At 33.1% G+C, this 26,137-nt stretch carries 20 protein-coding genes; 6 read left to right on the forward strand and 14 right to left on the reverse strand.

The features are described 5' to 3' along the window. Positions 1 to 4: 4 nt before the first annotated feature. Both glmU and pheS read right to left on the reverse strand, forming a co-directional pair. Entirely contained in the window at positions 5 to 1,297 is a 1,293-nt protein-coding gene (gene glmU, locus ACFZP3_RS00710; RefSeq protein ID WP_386086591.1) for a bifunctional UDP-N-acetylglucosamine diphosphorylase/glucosamine-1-phosphate N-acetyltransferase GlmU, read from the reverse strand. Beyond that, entirely contained in the window at positions 1,298 to 2,341 is a 1,044-nt protein-coding gene (gene pheS / locus ACFZP3_RS00715; protein WP_386086593.1) for a phenylalanine--tRNA ligase subunit alpha, read from the reverse strand. A gap of 145 nt (positions 2,342 to 2,486) precedes the next feature. Here pheS and ACFZP3_RS00720 point away from each other — a divergent pair, with 145 nt between their 5' ends. From ACFZP3_RS00720 to ACFZP3_RS00730, 3 genes are all read left to right on the forward strand, one after another. After that, positions 2,487 to 4,313, forward strand: a complete 1,827-nt coding sequence (locus ACFZP3_RS00720; protein ID WP_386086595.1) for a hypothetical protein — start codon at positions 2,487 to 2,489, stop codon at positions 4,311 to 4,313. Positions 4,314 to 4,514: 201 nt separating this feature from the next. After that, entirely contained in the window at positions 4,515 to 5,111 is a 597-nt protein-coding gene (locus tag ACFZP3_RS00725) for a riboflavin synthase (protein WP_264687809.1), read from the forward strand. Between the two features lie 57 nt (positions 5,112 to 5,168). Next, on the forward strand, positions 5,169 to 5,774 hold the full coding sequence (locus ACFZP3_RS00730) for a CvpA family protein (protein WP_253307316.1): 606 nt from the start codon (positions 5,169 to 5,171) through the stop codon (positions 5,772 to 5,774). Positions 5,775 to 5,824: 50 nt separating this feature from the next. Here the strand turns inward: ACFZP3_RS00730 and uvrC are convergent, their stop codons facing one another. Genes uvrC through ACFZP3_RS00750 form a run of 4 tightly spaced genes read right to left on the reverse strand, consistent with a single transcriptional unit; the run spans position 5,825 to position 11,392 of the window. Continuing rightward, complete coding sequence (gene uvrC, locus ACFZP3_RS00735) at positions 5,825 to 7,645, reverse strand: excinuclease ABC subunit UvrC (protein WP_253307315.1); 1,821 nt, start codon at positions 7,643 to 7,645, stop codon at positions 5,825 to 5,827. 7 nt (positions 7,646 to 7,652) lie between these two features. After that, positions 7,653 to 9,746 carry a glycine--tRNA ligase subunit beta gene (glyS, locus tag ACFZP3_RS00740; RefSeq protein WP_253307314.1) on the reverse strand — a complete coding sequence of 698 codons (2,094 nt, stop codon included), beginning with the start codon at positions 9,744 to 9,746 and terminating at the stop codon, positions 7,653 to 7,655. 3 nt (positions 9,747 to 9,749) lie between these two features. Beyond that, positions 9,750 to 10,589, reverse strand: a complete 840-nt coding sequence (locus ACFZP3_RS00745; RefSeq protein ID WP_386086599.1) for a glycine--tRNA ligase subunit alpha — start codon at positions 10,587 to 10,589, stop codon at positions 9,750 to 9,752. A 44-nt stretch (positions 10,590 to 10,633) separates the two neighbouring features. Next, on the reverse strand, positions 10,634 to 11,392 hold the full coding sequence (locus ACFZP3_RS00750) for a phosphatidylglycerophosphatase (RefSeq protein WP_253307312.1): 759 nt from the start codon (positions 11,390 to 11,392) through the stop codon (positions 10,634 to 10,636). A gap of 867 nt (positions 11,393 to 12,259) precedes the next feature. Between ACFZP3_RS00750 and ACFZP3_RS00755 the strand changes: the two genes are divergently transcribed. The 3 genes from ACFZP3_RS00755 to ACFZP3_RS00765 all read left to right on the forward strand — a co-directional run bounded on the left by ACFZP3_RS00755 (position 12,260) and on the right by ACFZP3_RS00765 (position 15,018). Next, positions 12,260 to 12,457, forward strand: coding sequence for a hypothetical protein (locus ACFZP3_RS00755; RefSeq protein ID WP_155968442.1), 198 nt, complete (start codon positions 12,260 to 12,262; stop codon positions 12,455 to 12,457). 306 nt (positions 12,458 to 12,763) lie between these two features. Next, on the forward strand, positions 12,764 to 13,663 hold the full coding sequence (locus ACFZP3_RS00760) for a DMT family transporter (RefSeq protein WP_264687717.1): 900 nt from the start codon (positions 12,764 to 12,766) through the stop codon (positions 13,661 to 13,663). 47 nt (positions 13,664 to 13,710) lie between these two features. Continuing rightward, positions 13,711 to 15,018 (forward strand): UDP-glucose dehydrogenase family protein, encoded by a 1,308-nt coding sequence (locus tag ACFZP3_RS00765; RefSeq protein ID WP_265017298.1) that lies wholly within the window; start codon positions 13,711 to 13,713, stop codon positions 15,016 to 15,018. Between the two features lie 17 nt (positions 15,019 to 15,035). On the opposite strand, the gene ACFZP3_RS00770 is transcribed toward ACFZP3_RS00765, so the two are convergent. The 8 genes from ACFZP3_RS00770 to ACFZP3_RS00805 form a co-directional block, all read right to left on the reverse strand. After that, entirely contained in the window at positions 15,036 to 16,226 is a 1,191-nt protein-coding gene (locus tag ACFZP3_RS00770) for an MFS transporter (protein ID WP_386086602.1), read from the reverse strand. A gap of 95 nt (positions 16,227 to 16,321) precedes the next feature. Next, a complete protein-coding gene (locus ACFZP3_RS00775; RefSeq protein ID WP_264687714.1) occupies positions 16,322 to 17,365 on the reverse strand; it encodes a threonine aldolase family protein in 1,044 nt (347 codons plus the stop codon). After that, a complete protein-coding gene (locus ACFZP3_RS00780; protein ID WP_264687713.1) occupies positions 17,362 to 18,411 on the reverse strand; it encodes a threonine aldolase family protein in 1,050 nt (349 codons plus the stop codon). Before ACFZP3_RS00780 ends, ACFZP3_RS00775 begins: the two co-directional genes overlap by 4 nt. Position 18,412: 1 nt before the next feature. Further along, positions 18,413 to 20,188 carry an ABC transporter ATP-binding protein gene (locus ACFZP3_RS00785; protein ID WP_264687712.1) on the reverse strand — a complete coding sequence of 592 codons (1,776 nt, stop codon included), beginning with the start codon at positions 20,186 to 20,188 and terminating at the stop codon, positions 18,413 to 18,415. Next, positions 20,189 to 21,178, reverse strand: coding sequence for a phytanoyl-CoA dioxygenase family protein (locus ACFZP3_RS00790; protein WP_264687711.1), 990 nt, complete (start codon positions 21,176 to 21,178; stop codon positions 20,189 to 20,191). Positions 21,179 to 21,182: 4 nt separating this feature from the next. Next, a complete protein-coding gene (locus ACFZP3_RS00795; protein WP_386086605.1) occupies positions 21,183 to 22,859 on the reverse strand; it encodes a WG repeat-containing protein in 1,677 nt (558 codons plus the stop codon). Next, complete coding sequence (locus ACFZP3_RS00800) at positions 22,820 to 25,147, reverse strand: glycosyltransferase (protein ID WP_386086607.1); 2,328 nt, start codon at positions 25,145 to 25,147, stop codon at positions 22,820 to 22,822. The genes ACFZP3_RS00795 and ACFZP3_RS00800 overlap by 40 nt, the downstream gene beginning before the upstream one ends. Then, a complete protein-coding gene (locus tag ACFZP3_RS00805) occupies positions 25,104 to 26,057 on the reverse strand; it encodes an NAD-dependent epimerase/dehydratase family protein (protein ID WP_386086609.1) in 954 nt (317 codons plus the stop codon). The genes ACFZP3_RS00800 and ACFZP3_RS00805 overlap by 44 nt, the downstream gene beginning before the upstream one ends. Positions 26,058 to 26,137: the final 80 nt, after the last annotated feature.

A 26,137-nucleotide genomic window follows, 5' to 3' on the forward strand; every position in this document is an offset into this window, starting at 1 on the left:
CGAATTACTTTATTCTCTTAATCACCTGCTTTTCTCTTGCTATTGCAAGGCTTTTTTCTGGTACATCTTCCACTATAACACTACCTGCCGCAATTACAGAGTCATCATGAACATTAAGCGGTGCAATGAGTGAGCTATTGGCACCAATAAAGCAATTGCTTCCTATGTTCGTTTTATGTTTCTTTTTCCCATCATAATTACAAACAATAGTACCTGCTCCTATATTACTCCTCTGCCCTACTTTAGCATTTCCTATATAACTTAAGTGTTTTATTCTAGTGTTTTGACCAACTTCACTTGTTTTCACTTCCACAAAATTTCCTATTTTTGCCTTATTACCAATTGTTGTGTTTCCGCGTATTCTGGTAAATGGACCGACCTCAGCATTACTTTTAATTAAGCAGTTTTTTAAATGCGAAAATGGCAGTATTTTCGCACCAGACTTTATTTTCACTCCAGTACCGAAAAAAACATATGGGTAAATAACTGAATCTCTGGCAATTTGCGTATCAAGAGAAAAGAAAACAGTCTCTGGAGCAACAAGCGTTACTCCAGAGTTGGTAAAAAATTTTCTTTTGTTTTCTTGAAAGTAAAATTCAGCTTTTATAAGGTCATTTCTGTTATTTATTCCCGTTGCCTCTTCTCCACCGGTAATAACGTAACCGACATTTAAATTACTCTTCACTGCAATGGAAACTATATCGGTCAAATAATATTCATGAGTTGAGCTATTGCACTCTATTTTCTCCACCAATTCACGTAAATTCTTTGCACATGCAACCATTATTCCAGCATTTGCAAGAAACTCTTCATGATTATTTTTATCACTCTTTGCTTCTACGATTTCTCTTAAGGAACCATTCTCAATAATTAACCTACCGTATTCTTTATTGCTTGTCCTAAAACCTAGGCAAACTAGAGCCTTGCCTTCTAAGCAACTAACCATTTTAGTTATTGTGCTGCTTTTTATGAGTGGGGTATCTCCATACTGCACAATAATTATTCTCGAATCTGGCAATTCTTTCAGGTTTCTCATCGCAGTTTTGACTGCATCTCCCGTGCCAAGTGTTAATTCTTGTGTAATTAACTGTATATCCTTAAAGCACTTTAGTCTTTCAATTAAAGGCAGATCAACTACAACAGCAATATTTTCAGGATTTAACTGTTTTGCATTGTAAATGACATGCTGGAGCATGGAAAAACTGCCTATTTTGTGTAGGACCTTAGGCAAATCTGAATTCATCCGCCTGCCATGCCCTGCAGCAAGTATAACGAACGTATGAGTTTTACTTATCACTTATCTTAAAGATGAAAAATGAAAACCGTAATGATCAAGCCATCTGATTTTGTTGTCATAAAAGCTCCTTAAGTCGCTAATTTGATATTTTAGCATTGCAAGCCTTTCTATACCAATGCCAAACGCAAAACCGCTGTATTTAGTGTGATCTATTCCAACATTTTGAAATACATTTGGATGCGTCATACCGCATCCCAGTACTTCTATCCATTTACTACCTTTATAACTTATGTCCACTTCTGCAGAAGGCTCGGTAAAAGGGAAAAAACTATTACGAAAACGTATCTTCAGCCCTTTATCTCCAAAAAACTTATTAAGGAAGTGATGAATAGTAAATTTTAACTGGCCCATATTGACATTCTCATTGACATATAACCCCTCTATTTGATGGAACATAGGGGTGTGAGTTACATCAAAGTCGTTTCTGTATACTCTACCAGGAGATACGATTTTAATCGGAAAAGTTTTCGCTTTTTCCATAGTTCTGATCTCCACAGATGAGGTATGAGTGCGCAGCACCATTCTTTTGTCGTTTATTTTATTCTTTAAGTAGAAGGTATCTTGCTCCTCCCGCGCAGGGTGGTGACTTGGAGTATTCAGTGCATCAAATACATGAAATTCATCTTCAATGTCAGGGCCATCAACTGCTTTAAAACCCATATGTGCAAAAATAAGCTTTACTTCATTTAGAACCTTACTGAGTGGATGGACCTTGCCCATTTTTTCTGGTCTAACGGGCAACGTGATATCAACCGCCTCGTTCTGCAATTTAAAGTTAACTTCTTCGGCTTTTAGTGCATTTTCCTTATTCATTATAAGCTGATCTAGCTTATTACGTAAAACGTTGATAACTTCGCCTAAATTGCGCTTTTTTCCTGCGTCTTCTATCTCTTTTAAGTTGTCAAAATAAGCTTTAATTACACCCTTTTTTCCCAAATATGATAGCCTGACTTTTTCTAAATCTTGTAAAGAAGAAGCATTCTCAATTTCAGAGACCGCTTTATCTTCAAGTGAAGGTATTTCATTCAGTAGCTCTTTATTCATCTTAGAAACGCTGGCTTAAACTTTAATTATAGTAAAATCTTGAATAGCATCAACAATCTAAAAACTGTCCCATTTTGATTATTAATTTATTGACCAATTAGTTTTTTTTATTTACCTTTGCGTTGATGAATTTGCTGTATCAACCATGCACAACAGTGACACTGAAACTGATAATAAGTACAAAATAGAGGATTTACCTAAGTTCTTTAAGGAAAGATCCAAAAACATAAGTAAAGCATTTTCTAGCAAAATAATTAAGATCAGTACCATTCGCTCGAGAAGTATTGAAAGTAATATACAAGAATTTTCATTTGAGCTAACAGCAACAGGTAAAGACACCTTTAATACAAGACCATTTCAAATAAAATCTTTAATTGATTTTTTTAAAATCTGCCTTTCTCGGGAAAAAAATTTTACAGTCAACATAAAAGTACCAAAAGAAAGCAGTGAATTATATAATAACTACTGTAAAACTAGTAGTGATAAAACTGTAGAAGAATTCGTAAATAATGCTCCGCCTCAAATCCTTCTGCAAGGAATAACAATCATACTACAAACAAATGTTAAAGACATTAACTTAGATAATTTGCACCAAATAGGGTCATTTTTAAATGAAAGGCTAAAACATGCAGAAAAAACTGAAAATGAGGAACAGAGTCAAGTTACACTACAAGTAAAAGAAGCAGAAAATAAAGACAGACAAGAACAGAGTGAAACTAAGCAAAAAAACGCACAAAATAGACAAATTGTACCATTTACAGGCTCGTTTGGCTTTAACGTAGCAAGCAAAGTAAATTGTAAAGCTCCAGTGGTTACTGCTGCAATAAAAGCTAATATACCAAAATATAGAATCTTCCTTCCCTTATCCAATTTTTTTAATGATGTAATAAGGTTATCCCTTTTAAGAACACCAAAACCTTCTATACAGAGCAACAATATACCATTTGGTGTCATTCCAGCGCTTGACGCTGGAATCCAGAAAAAAAAAGAAAAATGGACCCCAGTGTCAGCTACTTGGATGACAAGTAGTATAGGAAATCCAATACCTCAAGGAGCAGAACAGAATGTAGGTCAAACTACTTCGCACACAGAGTATTTTAAGGCTAACAGAAAAAAGAAGTCAAAAAAGCAGACCAAAGAACTATCAGAGAAAGAAAAACAATTAGCCATAAAACAAGCACAAAATGATGCTAGAGTAGCTATGTTAGATAACCAGATTGAGCGCAGGGGAAAAAAACTCGATGAAATATTTATTGAAGTGATGAATGGATACAAAAATCAAGATCCAGAAACATTTCGCAATGTTTTTAACTCAATATTCAATATTGTTTATTTTCAAGATAAACAATTACATGAAATATTGGAGTCAGGTGAGATATCAGAAGTATTAGAAATACTAGAAATACCACAACCAGCTGGCAAGTCTTCTTTTCCAAAAGAGTATTTACATAAGCAAGTATATAAAAAAAAAGAGCAATTGCTCAAATTAGTTTCAGGTGTTTATATACAACAACCTCCTACGCAACATGAAAATACTCCTCATAAATCTACAAACCCTTTACCAATAAATAAATCTAAAGATCCTTCACCAGCAACAAATGAAGCTAAAACTCTACCACCTACTAACATTACACTCAAATCACCGTTAAAAACTGTATTTTCCTCAAAAAAGGCTTATTTTTGTCTATTTATAATAGTAGCATCTGCATCAACACTTTGCTTATGGCATTTTCCATTAGGAAAAGTGTCAATGTTAAAAGAATTAGTGCCACCAGAAAAAAGAGAAAATATTGGGTTAGCATTGAACATAGGGTTACCGACATTGATTACATTATGTGTTTTGAGTTTAGCTTACTTTATATATTCTGAATATTCTATAGAATCTGTTAAGCAAGTAAGTGAAAACGATCCCCTTTCTCGCGCCTATAGCTATTGCAGGCTCAGTTTTCCTACGTCATACCGCCGCGGATAGATCCCGCTAACAAGCAGCGGGATGACAGCAGTCCTACGTCATACCGTCACGGTATCTCACATAGATCCCACTAGCAAGCAGCGGAATGACGAATTTGTCATTTTTTAAATCGTTGGTAAACCAGAATTACTTTAGCTATAACAAAATAGAAGTAAGTTGTTGTAAAAAAATTTTCATGGTAAAATTATTTATTTTCACCATATGTTTAAAGGAATTATCACGGATATCGGGACTATAACTGATACTACCACTCACTCCAACTCTGATCAAATTTTCCATATCAAAACACAAAATTTACCCTCTATAAACAAAGGAGATTCAATAGCTTGCTCTGGTGTATGTTTAACTGTTGTGAACATACTGAACGATGTATTCACAGTTCAAGTGTCTCAAGAAACTATGAAGGTTGCTAACTTAAATACGTGGAGAATAGGAAAAAAAATAAACCTAGAACAAGCAATGCGGCTAAGCGACAGAATCGATGGCCACTTGGTTCAGGGTCATGTTGATGGGATAGTAAAAATTTTAACAATTGAGCGAAATTTAGATTCTCATGAAATCAAACTATCGTGCCCACAAGAATTAATTAAATTTGTTGCAAAAAAAGGCTCCGTTACACTAGACGGGGTTTCCCTTACAGTGAATTCAGTTATTAATCAGGAATTTATAGTAAATATAATTCCCTATACATGGGAAAATACAACTTTTCAGTACAACAAAATAAATGATTATCTGAATTTAGAAATTGACATGATCGCTAGGTATTTAGATCAATTGATGCAGCATAAATACAATTAATTTTACAACCTTGTTATTTACAACTATTATATCTTGAAAACCATATAGATATAAAATATGCTTTTCGATAGCCTAATTATCTTCATTGTTGTTCTATGCGTAATAATCTCGGTAACTAGAGGTTTTATAAAAGAGCTATGCGCATTGATGTTTCTATTTTTATCAATTTTTCTGACAGCTAATCACTATGATTTTTTCACTCCAAATTATAGTAAATATTTTGATTCTAAAGTTATACTAAACATACTTTCTACAATCTCTGTATTTATTATACTTAATCTTATATTCATGATAATAAACAACTGGCTAATGTACATATTATCACCCATAAGGTTGGGGTTTATCGATAGAGTTACTGGAATCTTTCTCGGAGTGCTTAAAGGAATATTGCTCTCTTATGTATTATTTTTTGCTGTGCACTTATATTGCTACACAGTATATGACAAAAAAGAATATGGCAAAAAAGAGGAACATTCTGAAATAAAAGCAGAAGACATATTGCCTAATTGGATAATAAATTCACACTCTTATCAGGCTTTATTTGTGACAGCAGAAGAAGTAATTGACATGTATGTACCAGAGTCGTTGATACTAAAAATAAAAGAGATCGGTGGAGAAATGGTTGATCAAGAAAAACCCAAAAACAATAAAAAAGAAGAGTAAATATTTATTTATAAATATGTTCATTAGGAGTATTCAAAAAGCCATATGTGTCAGGTTAAGAGCACTCCTCTCTTATAATTCACGTATTTAAGAATGACTTCTGCTAAACCTTTACTAATTCCATGTACGTTTTGAATTTCAGCCAGAGAAGCTTTGCTTATATTTTTCACTGAACCAAAATAAGACATCAACGCCTTTTTCCTTTTGTTGCCAATGCCGGGTATTTTGCTTAATTGTGAAACTATAAACTGTTTATCGCGTTTTTTTCTATGTGAAGTTATCGCAAAACGGTGGGCTTCATTACGCAGCAATTGTAAGTAAAGCATGACTTTGCTGTCATTTGCCAGACTGAATTCTTCCCTGCCCAGCATATAAAATGTTTCATTTCCTGCGTTACGATCAGGACCTTTTGCCATACAAGCAAAAGGAACGTTTATATTCAATACTTCCAGTACATTCTGTACTATGGAAACATGTCCTGGTCCACCATCAATCAGTAAAAAATCAGGTATTATGCCTTTTATATTGCCGGAGAAACGTCTGGTTAGCACTTCCCTCATCATTTTATAGTCATCGCCTGAAAATTTTTCCTTTATAGTAAATTTTCTGTACTCACTTTTTAAAAAACCCTCCTGCCCTGCAACAACCATTACACCAATTTGTTGATTTCCAAATATATGGCTATTGTCATAAACCTCAATACGCTTTGGAATGTTTGGTAACAAGAAGATTTTGCTAAGCTCCTCAAGCTTTTCTAGGTTATTTCTATAATCGATAAGCTTCTGCTCTAAGCTATGCTGAGAGTTATCATAAACAAATTTCAATAAATCACGCTCTTTTTTATTCTTTGCATGCAGAACTTTTACTGGCTTTTGAGCAACCTTATATAGTGCTTGTTCTATAATTTCCTTATCCACAATAGAATCTGGAACGTAAATTTGTATTGGAGGTATGTTAGCTGAATTATAAAAATTGACCAAAAAGGTGGATAAAATTTCATCATTTGAGTGATCACCACAGTTCTCGGCAAAGTAAGGAGTGCTGCCGTAGTTGTCTTTATTTCTGAACGATAACACACTAATACATGCTAGATCCTCTTCACGTACAATACTGAAGAAATCTGCATCTTTTTCAAAAGAAAAATCCGTGTGCTGTATTTGAATTTGCTCAAGAAACTTTACCCGATCTCTATATATAGCAGCAAGCTCATAGTTTTCTTCACTGCTGCACTTTCTCATTGTGAAAAGTAACTGTTCTTTCACTTCCTTATTTCTTCCAAGCAATGTATTTCGTGCCTGTTTTACTGATTGGCAGTAGTCGTCTTTTGTGATTTTGTTTATGCATGGTGCTGAGCAGCGCTTAATTTGATATTCAATACATGGTCTTTTTGTTGAGGAAAAGTATTGATCTGAACATACTCTTAGGAGAAAAGCTTTTTGCAATGACAATATAGTTTGCTTAACAGCAGCGGCAGATGTAAAGGGACCATAATAATGAAACTCATTCTTCTTAAATTTGCCTCTATATTTTGCTATTCTTGGATAATCGTGCTTGGAAATTGTTATATAAGGATAAAATTTTCCATCCTTGAGCACAATATTATAAAGTGGTTTCAATGATTTTATTAACTGTGCTTCAAGAAGCAGTGCTTCGATTTCATTCTCAGTGATGAATATTTCAACCTTAACAACCTGTGAGAGCATAACTCTAATTCGTTCAGAAAGGTTTTCGAATTGAAGGTAGTCAGATAATCTCGATTTCAAGTTTTTTGCTTTACCAATGTATAAAACTTTATCCTTATCTCCAATCATCTTATACACACCACAAGACTGCGGAGATAATTTTATCTGTTCTTTATATTGCTTGAACATTTATCCATTACTTGACTTGTATGAGGTTAAAATCTGCTACTAAATGAAAGACGGAAACTACATTTTCAAGCAAAGATAATCTGTTTCTTCTCAGCTTATCAGAATCACAGTTAATCTTTACACTGTCCATAAACTGATTGATAAACGGAGCAAAACCAGCAAGTTCATCAAGCGCTGCATTAAAGTGGTTATTTTTTATCGCTTGTTTTATGTTTTTACAAGCAGTTATAGCACAATTTGATAGCGCAATTTCTTCATTTTCAATCAAAAATCTCTTACCGTAAGATGCACTATAAGTAGTGCCATCACTTTTCCTTACTTTGCTCATCATGTTACTGACTCTTTTGTAAGTGCTTAGAATCTGTTCACCTTCTGGCGTACTAAGATAACGATCCAATATAACAGTTTGCTTTTCTGCTGTCAGCAGATCATTAATATCGATTTTATATAGTATTGAATCTACGACATCTTGCCTTATATCTCTATTTTTTAAAATAACCTTGAATCTTTCTAAGCAGAATCTAAATACTAGTTCTGAAATTTGTTTTCTATTTGGCTTATCAACTGACGTTGTATTTTCATTAAATAGAAGCCTTGAATATAAAGATACTGACTTATCTATCAATAGCCTAATTGGAATATGCAAATTATTTTCAAGTATTGTTCTAATTATACTAATTGTCATTCTCCGCAAACCAAACTGATCATACGAACCAGAGATTTTCTCACCTGCTGCAATTAAACCAACTAAGCTATCCACTTTGTCTGCAATTGACACAGCAATTGCTGAAGGGGATTTAGGACACTCCTGCTCTGGCCCGATTGGCTTATAGTGTTCAGTTATAGCTTCCACTATTTCTCTATCTTCTTGAAAATAAGAAGCATAATATCCACCCATTACTCCTTGTAATTCTGGAAACTCTCTTACTATCGATGTTGCCAAATCAGCTTTTGCCAAATATGCAGCACGTTCAACTTTTATCAGCGAAGCATGTGGAATAAATATAGCTATATACTTTGACAGAGACGTAATACGCTTCACCTTTTCCCCCACGCTGCCAAGAAAAGCATGAAATAATATCGAACCCAATTTTTTGACATAATGATCCAGATCTTCCTTTTTGTCCTGAGATATCAAAAATTGTGCATCAGCAAGACGTGCTTCTAATATTCTTTCGTGTCCTTTAACAACTTCACCATTGTTGACGTTGACAACAGTGACAAAGTGTGAAATTCTCTTTCCATTACTTAAAGCAAGATATTTTTGCTGCGTATTAATTATACTAAGAATTACTTCCTTCGGTAATCCAAATGACTTTTCTTGATTCACTTCACCAAACAGTACGATTGGCCACTCTATAAGCCCTGTCAATTCATTTAGTAAATAATCATTTTTCTCAAGTTGTAAATTCTGCTCTTTTGTGAATTTATTAATCTGATCTAGTATAAATTGCTTTCTTTTGTCCAGCTGGAGAATTACGCTGTTTTTTTCTAGCAATTCAAAATAGTCTTTAGGTGCTTTAATAGTTAACGTCGCATCACTTGAGAGAAATCGATGGCCATATGTTGTGTTAGATGCTGTGATCCCTGCAAAAGACACAGGTATTATTTCGTCATTTAAAATGCATAAAATGTTTTTAATTGGCCTAACCCACCTTTCTTTTCCTTCGCCCCATCTCATGCTCTTCAACCAAGAAAAGTTTTTGAGCATTTCCTCCAGTTGATTTTTGAGGAATTCTCTGATGTTAAATGAGCAGCTTTCTCTTTTAATGAAGTAAAAATCCTCATTATTTACTTTTCGAACGAGCAAATCTTCTTCATTTTTCTGATATTTTCTTAAAAAACCTTCGATAGCACTTTTTGGTGCGTTAATGTTTGGTCCCTTAACTTCGTTATTGGAATCCTTTAGCTCCAAAGCATTTATGTTGTCAACAAATAGGGTAATGCGACGTGCCGTTACAAAAACCTCCATTGATGTAAATTTTACATTATTTTTGTTAAAAACATTGGCAATACAGCTCTTAACTTGAGTTGCAGCTACATTCTGCATTCTCGATGGTATTTCTTCTGAAAGGCACTCAAATAACAACTGCAACGACATACGCTATTTACTCATGTACAATTCGCAACATTTTTTTGTCAGCTCTCTAACTCTACCAATATGCGCTGTACGTTCATTGACACCAAGCACACCTCTTGCATCAAGCAGATTAAGTAGGTGACTAGTTTTAATACATTGGTCATAAGCTGCAATTGGTAGCTCCTTTTCAATAAGGAACTTACATAATTTTTCCGTATCTTCAAATTGCTGCTGTACCACTTTAGTATCATAATAATCTAACGCTAAATAAGAAAATTCATATTCTCTTTGTTTAAAAATATCTCCGTAAGTTACACCGTTATCGTTCCAAGTTATATCGTAAACATTATCTACACCTTGTATGCACATTGCTAAACGTTCCAACCCATATGCCACCTCACCAGGAATCATCTTGCAGTCAATCCCTCCAACTTGCTGTATATAAGTAAGCTGTGTTACTTCCATTCCATTGCATGTAACTTCCCATCCAAGTCCTGATGCACCAACACTTGGGTTTTCCCAATCATCTTCAATAAACTTAATATCATATTTTTCTGTAGATATGCCAAGAGCTTTTAAGCTATCTAAATAGACGTTTTGTAAATTATTACCAGATGGCTTTATTATAACTTGATATTGGTGATGTTGATACAAGCGATTAGGATTATCACTATAGCGTCCATCTGCTGGCCTAATTACTGGTTGTAGATATGCAATTTTTGTCGGTTTTGTATCAATTGCAGACATAATTGTTGCAGGATGTAATGTACCAGCACCAACTTCAGATGTGTATGGGTGAAGTATAACGCACCCTTCACCAGCCCAAAAATCTTGCAACTCTTTTATTATACTTTGTAAATTCACACAAATTGCACACTTTTTATACTAAATATATAAATAAATAAGTACTATTCAATATTTATTTTTTTTGCAGCACTATGTAAATAATCACCTAAAACTGCTGAACTTTCCCTCACATACTGAATTATGCTTTTATTTAGGACAATTGCATCATGCATAGTTAAATCGCAGAATATAAATGCTGTTAAATACAGTAAAATCACCGCATAAAATGTGTGAAAAATCCCCTCAAATGTAATTGAAATTGCATTATTATAGCTGAGTTGTATTGAACTTATTGGCCATGGTTTTATCACTTCTACGACATTAAAAAATACGTAAGGTATCATAAGAAAAAAGAAAAAGTGCATAAAATCATTAAACCAAAATGGGCATTGAAACATCTGCTTACATATACTCCCATAGAGTTTACTTACAGTATAATAAATTGACATTATTGCTGGCATTGAAAGTGCTACAGTCAATACTTGCCCTGACGCTATTTGTATTACTATTTCTTCACCACTGTTTGCTGAAGGGTCCTGAGCATGAAAAATAAATATTCCAATTAATTGTATTACTAACATAACTATTGCCAATTTTGTAAAAACAGCAGCTACAACTATTCCTGAATTTGGCATTTTATATAGTAAATATTCGCCTCCATATGTAAAAATCAATATAACATCGACAATAAATAATATTAAAAAAGAAGACCAATAGTTCTGCCAACCTGGTAAATATCCTATTCCCAAAAAAGAGCTTACTGTTTTGGCAGGAAAAACCTTACCTAGCATCTTTCCCAAAAATTCAAAAAAAATCCCCATGCTCTAAGTAACACTTGGTTTATATTATTTATAATACTGTATTGTAACGGACTTATCAATAGACTTCTTGCATAGAAAAAAGGCAAATAGTTATTATAGCTCTAAGTTTACCGACAACCGTTCCTCCCTGTCATCCGAGTAGCCTTCTCTTGTATGGTCCCAGAGTGTGATGGTGTGGGTCTATTATAAATATCAAGCAAATAAAAAAAAGGCAAAAGAAACCCCGGTCACTGTTTATTTTCAGTATTGGCGTTTTTTTAAGTCTTAAACACTGCAATTTAGCTGCTTTTAAGTGCAACTAACCTTAGCTTTAATATTTAAGAAATTTACTAAGCAGAAAAAAAGGCAAAAGATATCCCGTGTTAGCTAGTTGTCACTCTCTAATCCTGCAAATCGGCGTTCTATACTGTCTTAAACGCTTTGTAAGCGCGTTTCAGCTTATATGGGTAAAAACCCAGAAAGGTTGTGAAGACATAAGGTGCACATAGTGCAAAAAATTAAAAATAAGACGCCAATCACGTAATACTGTTGTCGTTTAATCTGCACAGATTGAAGATAATAAAATACCTTCAGTTTCATGATATGTATAACAATGTTACAAAAAATAATATCATAGAATTCAATAGGATAATTCCTAGAAAACCCCTGCATACTAAAAAAAGCAAAATGCTGTTAAAATGAGCTTAAGAATAAATAGCAAACATCTAACATAACAATTCTATTTGTAAATCAGGTGAGACTTATCCTATAGAAAGCTTTCGAACTACGCAAGCGTATCTTTTGCCTTTAGTATTTCTTTAAACCTGCTGCAAAAGAGTAGGAATGGTTATAAAATAGGGAGGTATAGCAAGAGAATAGAGAGGGAAGATGAGCTTAAACTACCATAATCTAAAAGAACATCCGAGAAATTTTCGAGATGTAACAGGTTTGAAAATAGAAGAATTCGAAAAGGTTGTAGAAAAAGTGCGCCCAGAGTGGGAAAAAGTTCAAGAACAGAAGAAATGCCATGGAAGAACGTCAAGATTGCCTGTATTGGAAGATAAAATACTCTGTATAATTCTATAGACCTGCTGCAAAAGAGGAGATATTTAAAGAGAGATGTAGCAAGAGGGAAGATGAGCTTAAATTATCAAATCAACGTTATTCTACTTTACCTCACTAGCATTTTCCTTACCTTGAACCTTACTATTACTCACAAATATAAACATTCGTTACGTAGTTCTTAATATGTCTACAGAGACGAAATTTCCCGAATTATTTATAATGGACCCTTACGATCACATTCTGGGGACGTACATCAGAAAACTTTTATATTATTAGTTTTGTAGTAAAATTATATGAGTACATCGTATCTATTAAATCAGAAGCTTTATGGATTACAGATTGAGAGCTTATTTGTTTGGGGTTATCTGGTTTATACTTAGCTTACTTAGTAGTGTAGCTAATGATACTATATCAAAATATCTAAGTTTACATCTTCAGAGTTTTGAAATAATTTTTTTCCGCTTTCTGTTTACCACTATTACCCTTGTACCTTTTATGTTTTACTATGGAATAGAAGCTTTTAAAACAAGTCAAATATCTATTCAAATAACTAGAGGAACACTGTTGTTTTGTGGAATGGTCTTATGGACCTATGGATTGAGTACTTTCCCCATAGTAACTGCAACGATTATAAGTTTTTCTATACCATTATTTGTTATATTTCTTGCAATCCCTTTACTAAACGAAAATATAATTTGGCAAAGATGGATAGTAACTATTATTGGTTTTGTTGGTATTGCTATTACTATCAAAGCTCATAGTGAAGACTTTAATCCTAAAATTCTTATTTTTATTGTATCTGCATTAATCTTTGCTATATTAGACATACTTAATAAGAAACTTGTGATAAAAGAGTCAGTAATAAGTATGTTATTTTATTCAGCTCTAATGACAACTGTTTTTTCTACTCCACCTTTGTTATTTTATTGGCATATGCCTTCCTTGTTGGAATTAGTATTACTGCTGATTTTGGGAATTAATTCAAATCTAATTTTGCTCTTTATGTTAAAAGCTTTTACTCTTACTGATGCTACTGCACTTGCACCTTATAGGTACATAGAGCTAATAATTTCTGCAATAGTAGCATACGTTATATTTAATGAATTACCTGATAAAAGTGCTTTATATGGTACTTTGATATTAATACCATCAACCTTATTTATAGCTTATTCGGAAGGTAAGGCAATTAAGAAAAATAGTGTAACAACAAAAGTTTATAATTGTTAATGGTATTTATTTTAGATGCTAAGCTATATTTTTAAGGTGATAATAAAATGCACATAACTATTATAGGAGTAGGGTATGTAGGATTAGTATCTGGTACAATGTTATCGGAGCAGGGCCATAAAGTTGATTGCATTGACATAAATACTGAGAAGATTGAACTTTTGAAATCAGGGAACATTCCTCTATATGAACCTGGATTAGCAGATTATTTAGAGAATAATATAAAGTCACAAAGGATAAGATTTTTCGATTCGTATTTTCAAATAAATCCCAATACAGAAGTAGTATTTATAACTGTAGATACTCCATCAGACTCCCTAGGAAATGCAAATTTAAAGAATGTATATAATGCAGTAAGTGAAGTTTCTGAGAGAGTTAATCAAGATTGCTTAATAGTGATAAAGTCAACTGTTCCTCCTGGTACTGCAGAAAATATATATAATTATTTATCTAATAAGGGCTATAACTTTGATTTGGGGGTTAATCCAGAGTTTCTCAAGCAAGGCTCTGCAGTATCAGATTTTTTATACCCAGATAGGATAATAATAGGAGTAAAAACTAAGCTAGCTAGGGCAAAACTAGAAGTTATATATAAATCATTTATAGATAAGAATATTCCGTTAATGGTCACTGATACAGTTACTGCTGAAATGATTAAATATGCTTCTAATGCTTTTCTAGCAACAAAGGTTGCTTTTATCAATGAGATGGCAGGTTTATGTGAGCTATTAGGAGCAGACATTGACCTTTTAGCTAACAGTATGGGAATGGACCATAGAATAGGTAAGGAGTTTCTCAAAGCTGGTCCAGGATTTGGAGGATCATGTTTTCCTAAAGATTTATCGGCCTTAATAAGGCTTGCTGAAGATCACAATGTCAAGCTACAAATTTTAAATTCAGTTAAGGAATCTAACTATAATCATATAACAAACATTGCTAAAAAGGTAGAATATCTATTAAATGGAGTCCAAAATAAAAAAATAGCAATATGGGGGCTAACTTTTAAGTCTGGTACTGATGATGTAAGAAATAGCCCAGCTATAGATATTGCACAATTGTTAGTGAATAACAAGGCTAAAATTACTGCATATGACCCAATGGGGATGGATAATGCTAGGCAAGTTCTAAAGGATATAGAGTACGCGGACAATGCTATAGGGGCTGCAAGGGACGCGGAAGCCTTGTTATTGTTAACGGAGTGGAAAGAATTTAAAAATCAAGATTTTGCAAGTTTAAAGAGTATTATGACTGCACCTAATGTTTTTGATTTCCGTAATTTATTAGATAGCGAGCTGTTACTAAGATATGGTTACCATGTTTATTCCTTGGGTAAAAAATCTATCTATAAAGTTTAACTGTTGAGAAATATTTTTTACACCGCTTTACTTAGTTTTTTAAGGTCTTTGCTTGATAATATGGAAAAGCAAACGAGTGCAACAACAGAGCAAATGGAAAAAAATGAAAACATAATACTGTTACCACAGTGCTTAACAAGTACTCCTAAGAGCACGCATGAAAATATTGAACTTGCAATATACCCAAATAATCCTGTTAAGCTTACAATTGCACATACATTATTTTGTGAAGCAATTTCTACAGCTATAACACCTGTCAGTACTTGAACTCCAAATATAAAGAATCCTGATAAGATTGCACCAAGGTTCATAAGAATTATGTTTTGACCAAAGTTCATTGCAATAAAAGTGAGTGCTATACCCAACATGTAAAGTAATGCCAGCAAGCTTCTATTTTGAAAGAAGTACATATCACTAATTCTTCCTGTGATTAAAGTTCCAAGGATTCCACCTAAATCATATACACCTGTTATTAGTGAGGATTGTACAAGAGAAATTTGTAATTTATCCCTTAAAATTATAGGAAACCAAAAGAAGATTCCCATTTTTATAATATAAGCAAAAAAAGTAGCACAACATAGAAACCATATGGAACTTGTTACCTTGATACCTATTTGAGATTTATGCACTTTATAATAGGTAGTAAAGTTGGCACTTTCTTTGTAATATGCTTTTAATATTATATAAATTCCAAAAAGTAAGCATAAGAGACCAGAGTACAAAAATGCACTCTTTGCATCATACATTTTTATTATACTTGGTAATACAATTAAAGTAATACAAGAACCAAGTTGCTGAGATGCGCTCATAACTCCCCATGATGATGCAATTGAAGAGAGGCTAGAGTTTGTAACCATAAACTTGGTAATAGCTGGCCAACCTAACCCTTGTGTCCAAGCTAATAATATTAATGTTAACAGTAATAAAGTTAGATTATTATATGATAAAGTTATACCAATGGTTAATAATCCAGTTGCAATATTGCATAGCCCAAACATAAATAGTGGATTATTTTTGGAGTCCATGACTATTCCATTAACGAATTTTGATACTCCATAAAAAAAAGAAAAGCAGGCAAAAAAATAGCTTAATTTTACATGGTCAGTATCTATTAACAGTGGTAGAGCAATTGGTATACTTTGTCTTGATAAATAAAGCAGCATATATCCAAAGAAGAATAGTAAATATTGAAAGAAGACAAAGTTCACACCTATTCCCAAATAGCTCTATGCAGATGCCAGCATAATACTATATTGGTATAATATTATTTGACAAGAAGTTTGCAAACAATTAGTGCAGAAAATTACTTACTTAGTATCTTTCTTATAGCAGATACAGTAATATTAATATCTTCATAGCTTATATCTCTATGTGTTATAGCTCTGATTTTACCTTTGATGTTAGCCATTCTAATTCCATAATTTGTTATTAGTACGTTTATTAATTCTTGAGTAGATATACAATTATTACGTAATGAGAAATACGCTATATTAGTTTTGTATAGGTCAATATCAATTATAACTTGATCTATGGAGTCTAGGCCTTCTATAAGGTGCTGCATTTTTTTATGATCTTCTTCTAAAGAATTTACATTATTACGTAGAGCATATAAACATGCAGCTGAAATAATGCCAGCTTGGTGCATACCTCCGCCAATTTGAAACTTATAGTACCAAGCTTTTTCAATAAACTCTTCACTTCCAAGCAATATTGCGCCCATTGGAGCACCTAATCCTTTACTAAAATCAATGAATACCGAATCAAAATAACTTGCATACTCTTTTGGAGATATTTTAGTATGAGCACAAGCGTTGAACAGTCTTGCTCCATCTAAATGAGTGAATACGTCATTCTCTTTGCAGAGACTTGAGATCTCTTGAATATATTCTAAAGGCCACACAGCTCCACCACCAAAATTTGTCGTTTGTTCGATAGAAACAAGCCCAACTCTCGGAATATTTCTTAAACTAGGACGAGTAATAAACTCAACAATTTGTTCTCCAGTAAATATTCCTCTCGTACCTTTGATTGGCAAAGGAGTGGCATGTGCCTGGGCTGCGATCAAGCCAGATTGTACTATGAGCGGATGTGAAGTTTCATCAAGCAGCAAGTAATCACCAGGTCTTTGAATGTGTACTTTATAAGCAATTACATTGGACATTGTTCCTGAAATCAAAAAGATTCCTGCAGGTTTACCTAATATTTTACATGCGGTTGCCACTAATTCGTTCACAGTTGGATCTTCACATGCAGCTTCGTTTCCAACTTTTGCTTTAGCCATCGCTTCCCTCATTTTAGCTGAAGGGTCAGTGTTTGAATCGCTAAAGAAATCTATTTTTATTCTCATATTAAATTTAACACAACCTCCTTTATAATTTCAGCAGCTTTCATGATGTCTGTTTCCTTTGTGCCAAGATGGGTAACTGCTCTTATATGAGACTCGAGCCAAGGAAAAAGTAATAAACCATAAGCTTGGCACTTACTCAAGAAAACCTCATTAGTTACATTTAGTGCTTTTATACTAAAGCTTACTATATTAGTTTCTGGATAAGGTAGTACCAGTTTTATGTGTGGAATTTCCTTAATCTTGTCTGCAAACAGTTTGGCGAGTTTATTGTCTTCTTTAAGCCTAGAAATATTGTTCTGTAGTACATACTTTGCTGCATTAGCACAATACCCTATCTGATGATAACCACTACCTAGCCAAACCTGTAGCTTTTTAGCCCTTTCAATTATCTCTCTTTTACCCATAAGCATTGAACCAAAAGGAGCGCCAAGTCCTTTAGTAAAAGAAAAGCTCATTGTATCCACATATTTAGCATAATCTGCTAAAGCAATATTTGTTTCGATATGAGCATTAAATATTCTTGCACCGTCTAAATGAAGATTTACATTGTGAGCTTTTAAAAAGTGATATAACTCGACTTGTTTTTCAAAAGGATAAATTTTACCATTAAACCCATTTATACTATTTTCTATAGAAACAAGACTCACCTGAGCAAAAATTTTATACCTCGGCTTAGAATTAATAGCACATTCTACTTCAGCAACATCTAAGATTCCGCTATTATTTCTAATACAATTAAATACGATATTATTTACTTTTGCATTGCCTGCACTATCGAAAAAATTAACGTGATAATTATAATGAGTTATTAGTTCATCACCAGGACTTGTTTGACTGGCAATGGCTAATCTATTTGCAAGCATACCGCTGGTTACAAATAATGCCTCTTCTACTTTGAATAATTGTTTGCAATATTCTGATAAGTCATTACAGCTTTTGTCTTCACCATAAGCAAAATCTCCAACAGTTGCATTACTTATTGCATGTATAACGTTGGAGCTCTGCAGAGTTGTAGTGTCACTTCTCAGATCAATAATTTTTTCCATCTTATTTTTTGCCATTCAAACAACCAATTTGAGCATTCCAAAGTTCCTTGTAAAGACCTTGCTTAGAAACTAGTTCAGCATGTTTACCATCTTGGACAATTTTTCCTTTGTTAAATACTAGAATTCGGTCCATGTGTAAAAGTGTAGAAATACGGTGTGCTATAGTAATCGTAGTTTTATTTTGCATCAGTTTAAATAAACTCATTTGAATTGTTTTTTCTGTTATAGAATCTAACTGACTAGTTGGTTCATCAAGAAATAATATTGGAGCGTTTTTTAAAAATGCCCTTGCTATTATTATTCTTTGTCTTTCTCCTCCAGATAGTTTGATGCCTTTTTCTCCGACTGTAGTTCCATATTGATCTGGTAGAGTCATAATGAAATCGTGAATACCAGCCAGCTTTGCAGCTCTCATTATTTCTTCGATAGTAGATTGAAGTCTACCATATATGATGTTTGCTAAAATAGTATCATGAAATAACAATGGGTCTTGAGGTATTACAGATATTTGTTGCCTCAAAGAACTCTGTGTAACTTCTGATACTATTTGATTATCAATCTCTATATTACCTTTTTTAACATCAAATAGCCTTAGGATTAAGTTTATAAAAGTAGATTTACCACCTCCAGAATAACCAACTAGACCTACCTTTTCGCAAGGATTAATGGTAACTGAGAAATCTTGAAATAATGGCTCCTGACCTTCATAAGAAAAAGAAACATTGTTAAACGTTATTCTTCCACTTAATAAATTTAATTCTTTAGCATTTTCCTTATCTTGAATTTCTGGTACGGTATTCAAGATTGGCAATGCATCTGAAACTTTGCCGAAATGAGTAGAAAATTGGGTAAGATTTCTAGTTAGATGGTTAAGAAACTCTATAATCGATATATTAATTCCAAGTACAAGGGCAATATCTCCTATTGCGATCTTGTTCAATTGATAATCATGAATTAAAAAATACAAGTTTACTGCTTGGAGTATATCAAATGAATAGCCATATATAAACCAAAGCCAAAAGTATGCCCATTGTAATTTTCTCTCTGCAATAGTTCTTTTCTTGCATATTTGAAAAAATTTGTGTCTCTCATGTGCTTGCTGAGAAAATAACCTTACTGATATAACATTTAAAATACTATCTGCTATACTAGCTATTACTTTTGAATTTTGTTTAGAGTAATTATCAGCTAGTTCAGTAAGTACACGAAAGCTGAAAATCGAGACTAAAATAAAAATGCTTACCCAAGTGAATGTAGCGATTGCAAACTTTATGTTTACTAATGATAAGGTATAAATAGCTAAGACTAATGCTATACTGTAACCGAAAAAACAATCTATAAGCAATCTTATTAACTCTATCACACTATCCATTAAGCTACTGACCTTATGTACTAAGCTTCCAGATAAATTGTTCTGATAATAGGAATGGTCTTGTTGGAGTAGCCTACAAAAAGATATATCAGCTATTTTTTGACGCATTAAGGTAAACATTCGAATGTCAACAAAATAGCCATAGAATCTAAAAGCAGTAGTGATAAGTAATGCCATGCCAAGATAAGCGCTTACAGGTAATAAAAGATTTTCAATTACATTACCTTCCTGATATTTTACAGCTGTATCTAGAATATTTTTTACTAAATACTTTCTAAAAGACAAATCAACAGCTACCACCAGAGCAACTAAAGACATTATAAGTACATTAAGCTTGAATTTAGATACTATATTCAAGATGAACATCAATACACATTTGAAGCTATCAACTCTACTTCTGTTCATTTACAATGCTAGCTCCACTACTTTGACTTTTTTATTGAGAAATACAAGTAGTGAAAACCATAAATTTTTGTATATTTTTCCTGAGATGTCTCCAGCATCATGTAGTGCTGATGCTTGATTTAGAATAAGCAGCTTATATAAATCTCGCTTAGCCTCAGTAGTGTCGATCTCAGAGATATTTTTAGTTGTGTCTGCAATAAAGGCTAACCAGCTCTTGATAAGTTCTTCCATGTTTTTTGCTTTTATACTTTCCTGGTAGCCAAACAATGACAAGCATTCTCTCAGTATAGATTCTGTTAACTCACCACAATTGAGTATACCAAAAACTGAAGGCTGAGGTTTTGGCACATAGGGAAGGTCTTGATCTTTTATAATCCACCTTGTTACATAAGCAAATCTATCTTTAGCATCTGTATTCTTATCACTACCATGCCATAACCGGGAATCAAAAACTATTGCATCTCCTGCTGAAATAGGTAGTGACTTAATTTTGTAATTTTCTCGGTTATTTGAGTGCTGATCAAAAAAATATGGGTACCAAAAATCAACTAAAGGCTGTATTTCCCATTTATGACTGTTTTCTATAATTTGTAGTGCACCTGAAGTTTCACTGACATTATTCAAAGCTAACCAAACGGAAAAGTGGTAAGGATCATTAAAACTATAGGAGATGTCTTGATGGAAGGGAACTGCATCTATTAAATCAGCAGTTTTACATATAACATTTGATTTTTTCTGCAGTATCTGACACTGAAGTGATTTTTCAAGGTAATTTTTAATAATTTTATCTAATGCTTGAGAGATAATTCTAGTTACTTGAGATGACGTGCCCCATCTGCCGGTACAGTTTAAGTAGTCAGAAGTTGAAACACTTAGTTCTTGGGATAGCTTTGATATCTTATTTGTTATATCACTTAAAGACTGAGTTATTAGCTCTAAAGGAACCAGATTTTTGATAATAAAAAAACCATTTTTTTGTAATGTTTCCATATGATTAACACCTGACATCAATAACTGATAAGTAATCTGCTAAAGGTATAACAGCAAAAATTTTGAATCCTTTTACTTGTTTGAGTATTTTTTCCCAATCGCTTAATGTTCTTAGTTTACCTCCTGTTTCAACCATTACATTAATATCTACAGAGCCTCCAGCTGGAGAGCGGTAATCTAAAATAGTTTCTATCAATAAAATACGAGATATTCCTTTGACCAATTTTAAATAAGATAATACTTTATCATCATCATAATGCTGTAGAAAGCGGCAAAAGACACCTAATTCATAATTTGTAGCTGATAGTTCTTCCTGAGTTATAAGTTTGACTTTTAAATTTTCTACTAACTGTCTTGGCACTTTATGTTCGTTATATAGGCCTATGGAACCTTTATTGTGTATATCAGAATAAGCAAGAAATAAAGAGTGTACACCAAATAGCAATATATTCTTAGCACCATCTATATTAATCCTAGAATTAAACTCTTTAGTATCAAACCTAGAATATCCTAGCAATGCTTGGTAAAACGCTATTTTCTTATCTTCTGATGCTTCTCTTTCCTTAAAAGATTCAAATGAAGAGATTGACTTCTGTTTTAGTATATCGGCAATCTTTAACCAATTCTTTTCAGCGGCAACTCTCGCCCACATTATTGATGCTTTTGGCAAAAATGGTATTTCCTTAAAACACTTACCTTTTAATGATAGTTGCCACAAGTCGTTGTTCTTATCATAATCAATAAACCCTACTTCCCACAACGCCCTTAACAGCCTTTCTAGATTTGGTACGATAATGTTTAACTTTTTAGATAAAACCGGCATAGTTGCAGGTAAAATATTTAACAAATCAAGTTCAATAGCAACGCTTGTTAGGTACGTTTTCCAAAAGGCTGAAAGTTCTGCAGAAATCCTATGCACTTGAGATTCTTTACCTAAATCAAAAATACTAAACTTTACATTTCCGGTAATATCGATTTGTCCTAACACACCTTCAAAAGTTTCAACTTTTGCCATGCCATTATAGAATGCTTCTACCATTTTAAATCTCTGCTGGTAAACAGGATTACCATTAATATCTATATGAAACCAACCATGTTGATCTTCTGCAATAGAATATCCTTTATGAAAAACATTAAGTTTTTTATACCATTTATTATGTACTAACTTTCCATGATGATTAATATGTGTAGCTTTACCATCCTTATAGACTACAGCGATACCATCCTTAAAATCTCCAACATAATCATATTCCTCCTGATAAATCCTGTTGCCATTTAAATTAATATGAAAACATTTATCATGTCTTCTAACTATACAAGCATCTTCCTGATAATTTCCAACCCATTGATACGACTGTTTATATACTCTACATCCAGATGAATCAATATGGTAACACCCTGTATCATCTTCTACGGCTGCTCTATTGAAGTAGAATCCAAAAGTTTTTAGAAATCTATGATGATAAACTGCTTCTCCTCTTACATTGATATGATAAGCACCTGTCTGATCATAAACCGGTGCAAGACCGGGCTCATGAAATTTACCAGCCTTTATAAACCTATTTTCATACAAAGGATTTCCTAGTAATTCGTGAAAACTCTCACACGGTGAAATTTTAATAGATTTAAGATTATCTTTGATTAATTGATCAAAGGTTTTCTCATGTTGCATGTTTTGCATAATTTATAATTTAAATAATTCTTTTGTAAGCTTAGGTACTCACTACTCTGCCATATTTCCTCGAGTTTAACCTCATTAACATTACCAAAATTTCCTAATGTCTTACGGAGTTCATCTGGAGCACAGCAAGGACTAAACTTTCCTTCATTGTTTATCCATGCTTCTTTACCTAAAAATGGGCATTGACCACCTGGAGCCAAATCCTTAATACCTTCTTGAGAAAGGATTGTGAAATTTTCTAATTTTATCTTTTTACCATTTGGCAATAGCATATTATCTCTAAGTTCGTATAACCTTCTCACCTCCGTGTTCCATCTACTAATTGCTAACTCATCTCTTCTCATAGATAGATCCTTAATTTCCTCAAAATGTGCCCAAAGATGATGTCCTTTAACTCTATCTATGCCATTTTTTATGGCCATCTTAACTATGTCATAGAGTTCATGTAAATTACTTTCCAAAAATGTTAATTGTAAAGTAACGGTACACCTTTCACCTGTATCGCTAAAGTATTTATCTCTAACTTCAAGGAAAGTTTTTAAGTTTTCTGTCACTACTTCCCATTTTGAACCTTTCATGATTCTTTCATGAGTTTCTTTAGTTGCCCCATTCCAGGAAATCTTAACATCAGATAAAATTGGTACCAATAGTTCAGCCCATTTTCTAGCTCCTTTAATGGGAAAAGAACCATTGGTCGTGAGGTTAAGCTTCAGGCCGAACTCATGGCACAAATTGATTATTTCATCAAAGCTTTTGTACATTAAAGGCTCACCCATAGTAGAAGGAATGATTTCCCTTAAAGGTGTACCAGCTGCTTCTTTAATTACTTTTCTGATAGTTTCTATTGATAGTATCTTAGGTTTTATTCCTTTAGCTTTCTTCTCTTCTTTAACTTTACTGTATGGTGAAAAACATTCGCACATTATACAAGAAAAATTGCAGTAATCTGGATTAGTATCAAAAGTAATTCTCCAAGGACCGGGTTTAACAGCTACTGATTTGCCTTTCTTTTCAATAGCATTACGGTAAATCTTGTTAAGTTTTTCAGTATGCTCACTTATAGAAGGTATATTTCCATTTTTAGTATAAGGATAGCCTTTTTGGGTAAGTTTATTGTATAACTCCTGATTTGTAGATAGGACTTGCATTTTTTCTGATAAACTACTTGCATCTCTGTGCTTAAACAATAGTCCATCTCTTACATATTCTGCCATGCCACCATAATCGGCTGTTATAACTGGTATTCTAAGTTGCTGTGCTTCATGTATTACTAACGGTGAATTTTCACCCCAAATTGAAGGAACGACTATTGCATCAACTTTATTAAATACGTCAGTAACTATATTCTTATTATCATAACTTCCCATCCACTCTATTCTTTCTTTAACAACAGGTGAAAACTGATTGGCAATCGCTTTTAAGGCTTTAGTTTCTTCTCTTGCTGCTCCCCAAATTCTAAGTTTTACTTTAGATGATAAGTGAGAAAAAGCTTTCAATAATAGATCAATACCTTTTTCGGGAGTATGAGTACCAATATAACCGAAAATAAACTCTTTTTCTTGTGCTCTATTTCTATTCTTAAGACGATTGAGATCAAAACCATAATCAAGATAAGAAATTTTGTTTATCGGAACATTAAAATCCTGAGTAAATTTATCCATCAAGAATTTCGATGGGGAAATAAAGTAATCTATATAGTCTATTATTTTCCTTGTGTGCTTCATTCTAGTTGCAACCCATTGTTCCCAATAATTTATGTCTAAATTCAGGAATTCTTTATCTCCTGTAAAATATCCTTTGTAACATTGGGTTGCACATTTTTGATCCTTTTGTCCATCACAAAGCCGTAACAAATCTTCAGAATTGCGTTGAATAAACCTTCCTCTTGGACACATTAACCAAAAGTCATGTAGCGTAAAAATTGTAGGTATATTTTCTTTAAAAGCAATTTCTGGTAAAGTAATTGATAGATGATTAAGATGACCAAAATGTATAAGATCTGGCTGAAAGTTATCTATTACTCTTTTAAATTGTATATCTACTTCTTCATTGATAAATTTGTAACGATATTTAGCTATGGGTATATTAATTAAATGCAGTAAGATTCGAGAATCACTACGATCTAGGACTGTAGTGTAATAAAAATCAGGTAAAAAGCTATTTTCATACCTAGTAAATACTTGTACCTCATTGTTATTTGCTAGTTCATGAGCAAGAGTTTGGCTATAAACCTCTGAACCAGCACTATAATAAGGAGGGTAACCATGAATAACTTTTAATATTTTCATATATTACCATATCTATATTGTTAGGATATTCTTGTGTATTGTTTTGTAGACTTTTTATAAATTTACTTAATCCTACTTCTAATGAATGTTTTGGAGACCAACCAAGTAGCTCTTTAGCTCTAGTAAAATCACCATAGAACTTAGTTACGTCAAAATTTCTTGGAGGATAAAAATCAATTCTAGAATCACTTTTCGTGACTTTTAATATTGTTTTTGCTAAGTTTTCTAAAGTACATGGGCTATTAGTAGTAAGATGAATAGCAGGAAGAGAAGATTTTTCGCTTTGTAAATATTTAACAGTTAAGCATATACCCTCTATAACATCATCCAAATAGGTAAAATCAAAAACACATTCTTTACCTTCTATTTTAATTGGATCACCTCTTAATGCATTAATACAGAGTGCAGGAATTACTCTACTGTTATGATCTAGTAAACCACCGTATACATTTGAAAAGCGTAATATTGCTACATTAAAATCTTTTGAACTTGTTATTTGTTCCTCAATAAATGCTTTACCTTTGGCATAATTATTTATTGGATCGATACTAGCAGATTCTGTAACTGGCAGTTCCTTCTGCTCTCCATAGACTTCCCTACTACTTGCATATATAAACCATGGTTTATTTGAAAGTGACTTACATAACCCTAAAAACTGCATTGTACCATCAACATTAATTTTTCTACACAGTTCAGGATAAAGTTCACCATGTATAACTCGAGAAATTGCAGCCAGATGAATAATTCCTGTACACTTAGCAAGTAGTGGTACTATATCTTCTGAAAAAAAACTGAGTGGATTGTTGTGAAACCTAATATCACAGCTTATTACTTCATGGCCCTGGTTTTCTAACTTTTTCACCAAGGTTGACCCTATCAAACCTTCAGCACCTGTTATTAATATCCCCATGTATACCCTCTCACTACAACTAGGAAAATTTGTCGTACCAATTATCTTACAAGTAAGAATCAAAAGCTATTATAAAACCA

It is taken from the genome of Wolbachia endosymbiont (group A) of Norellia spinipes (genome assembly GCF_964273535.1).

Excerpts from the sequence above, each read along its gene's own strand:
- pheS (WP_386086593.1), bottom strand. The coding sequence starts at position 2,341 with ATGAATAAAGAGCTACTGAATGAAATACCTTCACTTGAAGATAAAGCG.
- ACFZP3_RS00720 (WP_386086595.1), top strand. The coding sequence starts at position 2,487 with ATGCACAACAGTGACACTGAAACTGATAATAAGTACAAAATAGAGGAT.
- ACFZP3_RS00725 (WP_264687809.1), top strand. The coding sequence starts at position 4,515 with ATGTTTAAAGGAATTATCACGGATATCGGGACTATAACTGATACTACC.
- ACFZP3_RS00730 (WP_253307316.1), top strand. The coding sequence starts at position 5,169 with ATGCTTTTCGATAGCCTAATTATCTTCATTGTTGTTCTATGCGTAATA.
- uvrC (WP_253307315.1), bottom strand. The coding sequence starts at position 7,645 with ATGTTCAAGCAATATAAAGAACAGATAAAATTATCTCCGCAGTCTTGT.
- glyS (WP_253307314.1), bottom strand. The coding sequence starts at position 9,746 with ATGTCGTTGCAGTTGTTATTTGAGTGCCTTTCAGAAGAAATACCATCG.
- ACFZP3_RS00750 (WP_253307312.1), bottom strand. The coding sequence starts at position 11,392 with ATGGGGATTTTTTTTGAATTTTTGGGAAAGATGCTAGGTAAGGTTTTT.
- ACFZP3_RS00755 (WP_155968442.1), top strand. The coding sequence starts at position 12,260 with ATGAGCTTAAACTACCATAATCTAAAAGAACATCCGAGAAATTTTCGA.
- ACFZP3_RS00760 (WP_264687717.1), top strand. The coding sequence starts at position 12,764 with ATGGATTACAGATTGAGAGCTTATTTGTTTGGGGTTATCTGGTTTATA.
- ACFZP3_RS00765 (WP_265017298.1), top strand. The coding sequence starts at position 13,711 with ATGCACATAACTATTATAGGAGTAGGGTATGTAGGATTAGTATCTGGT.
- ACFZP3_RS00775 (WP_264687714.1), bottom strand. The coding sequence starts at position 17,365 with ATGAGAATAAAAATAGATTTCTTTAGCGATTCAAACACTGACCCTTCA.
- ACFZP3_RS00780 (WP_264687713.1), bottom strand. The coding sequence starts at position 18,411 with ATGGAAAAAATTATTGATCTGAGAAGTGACACTACAACTCTGCAGAGC.
- ACFZP3_RS00785 (WP_264687712.1), bottom strand. The coding sequence starts at position 20,188 with ATGAACAGAAGTAGAGTTGATAGCTTCAAATGTGTATTGATGTTCATC.
- ACFZP3_RS00790 (WP_264687711.1), bottom strand. The coding sequence starts at position 21,178 with ATGGAAACATTACAAAAAAATGGTTTTTTTATTATCAAAAATCTGGTT.
- ACFZP3_RS00795 (WP_386086605.1), bottom strand. The coding sequence starts at position 22,859 with ATGCAAAACATGCAACATGAGAAAACCTTTGATCAATTAATCAAAGAT.
- ACFZP3_RS00800 (WP_386086607.1), bottom strand. The coding sequence starts at position 25,147 with ATGAAAATATTAAAAGTTATTCATGGTTACCCTCCTTATTATAGTGCT.
- ACFZP3_RS00805 (WP_386086609.1), bottom strand. The coding sequence starts at position 26,057 with ATGGGGATATTAATAACAGGTGCTGAAGGTTTGATAGGGTCAACCTTG.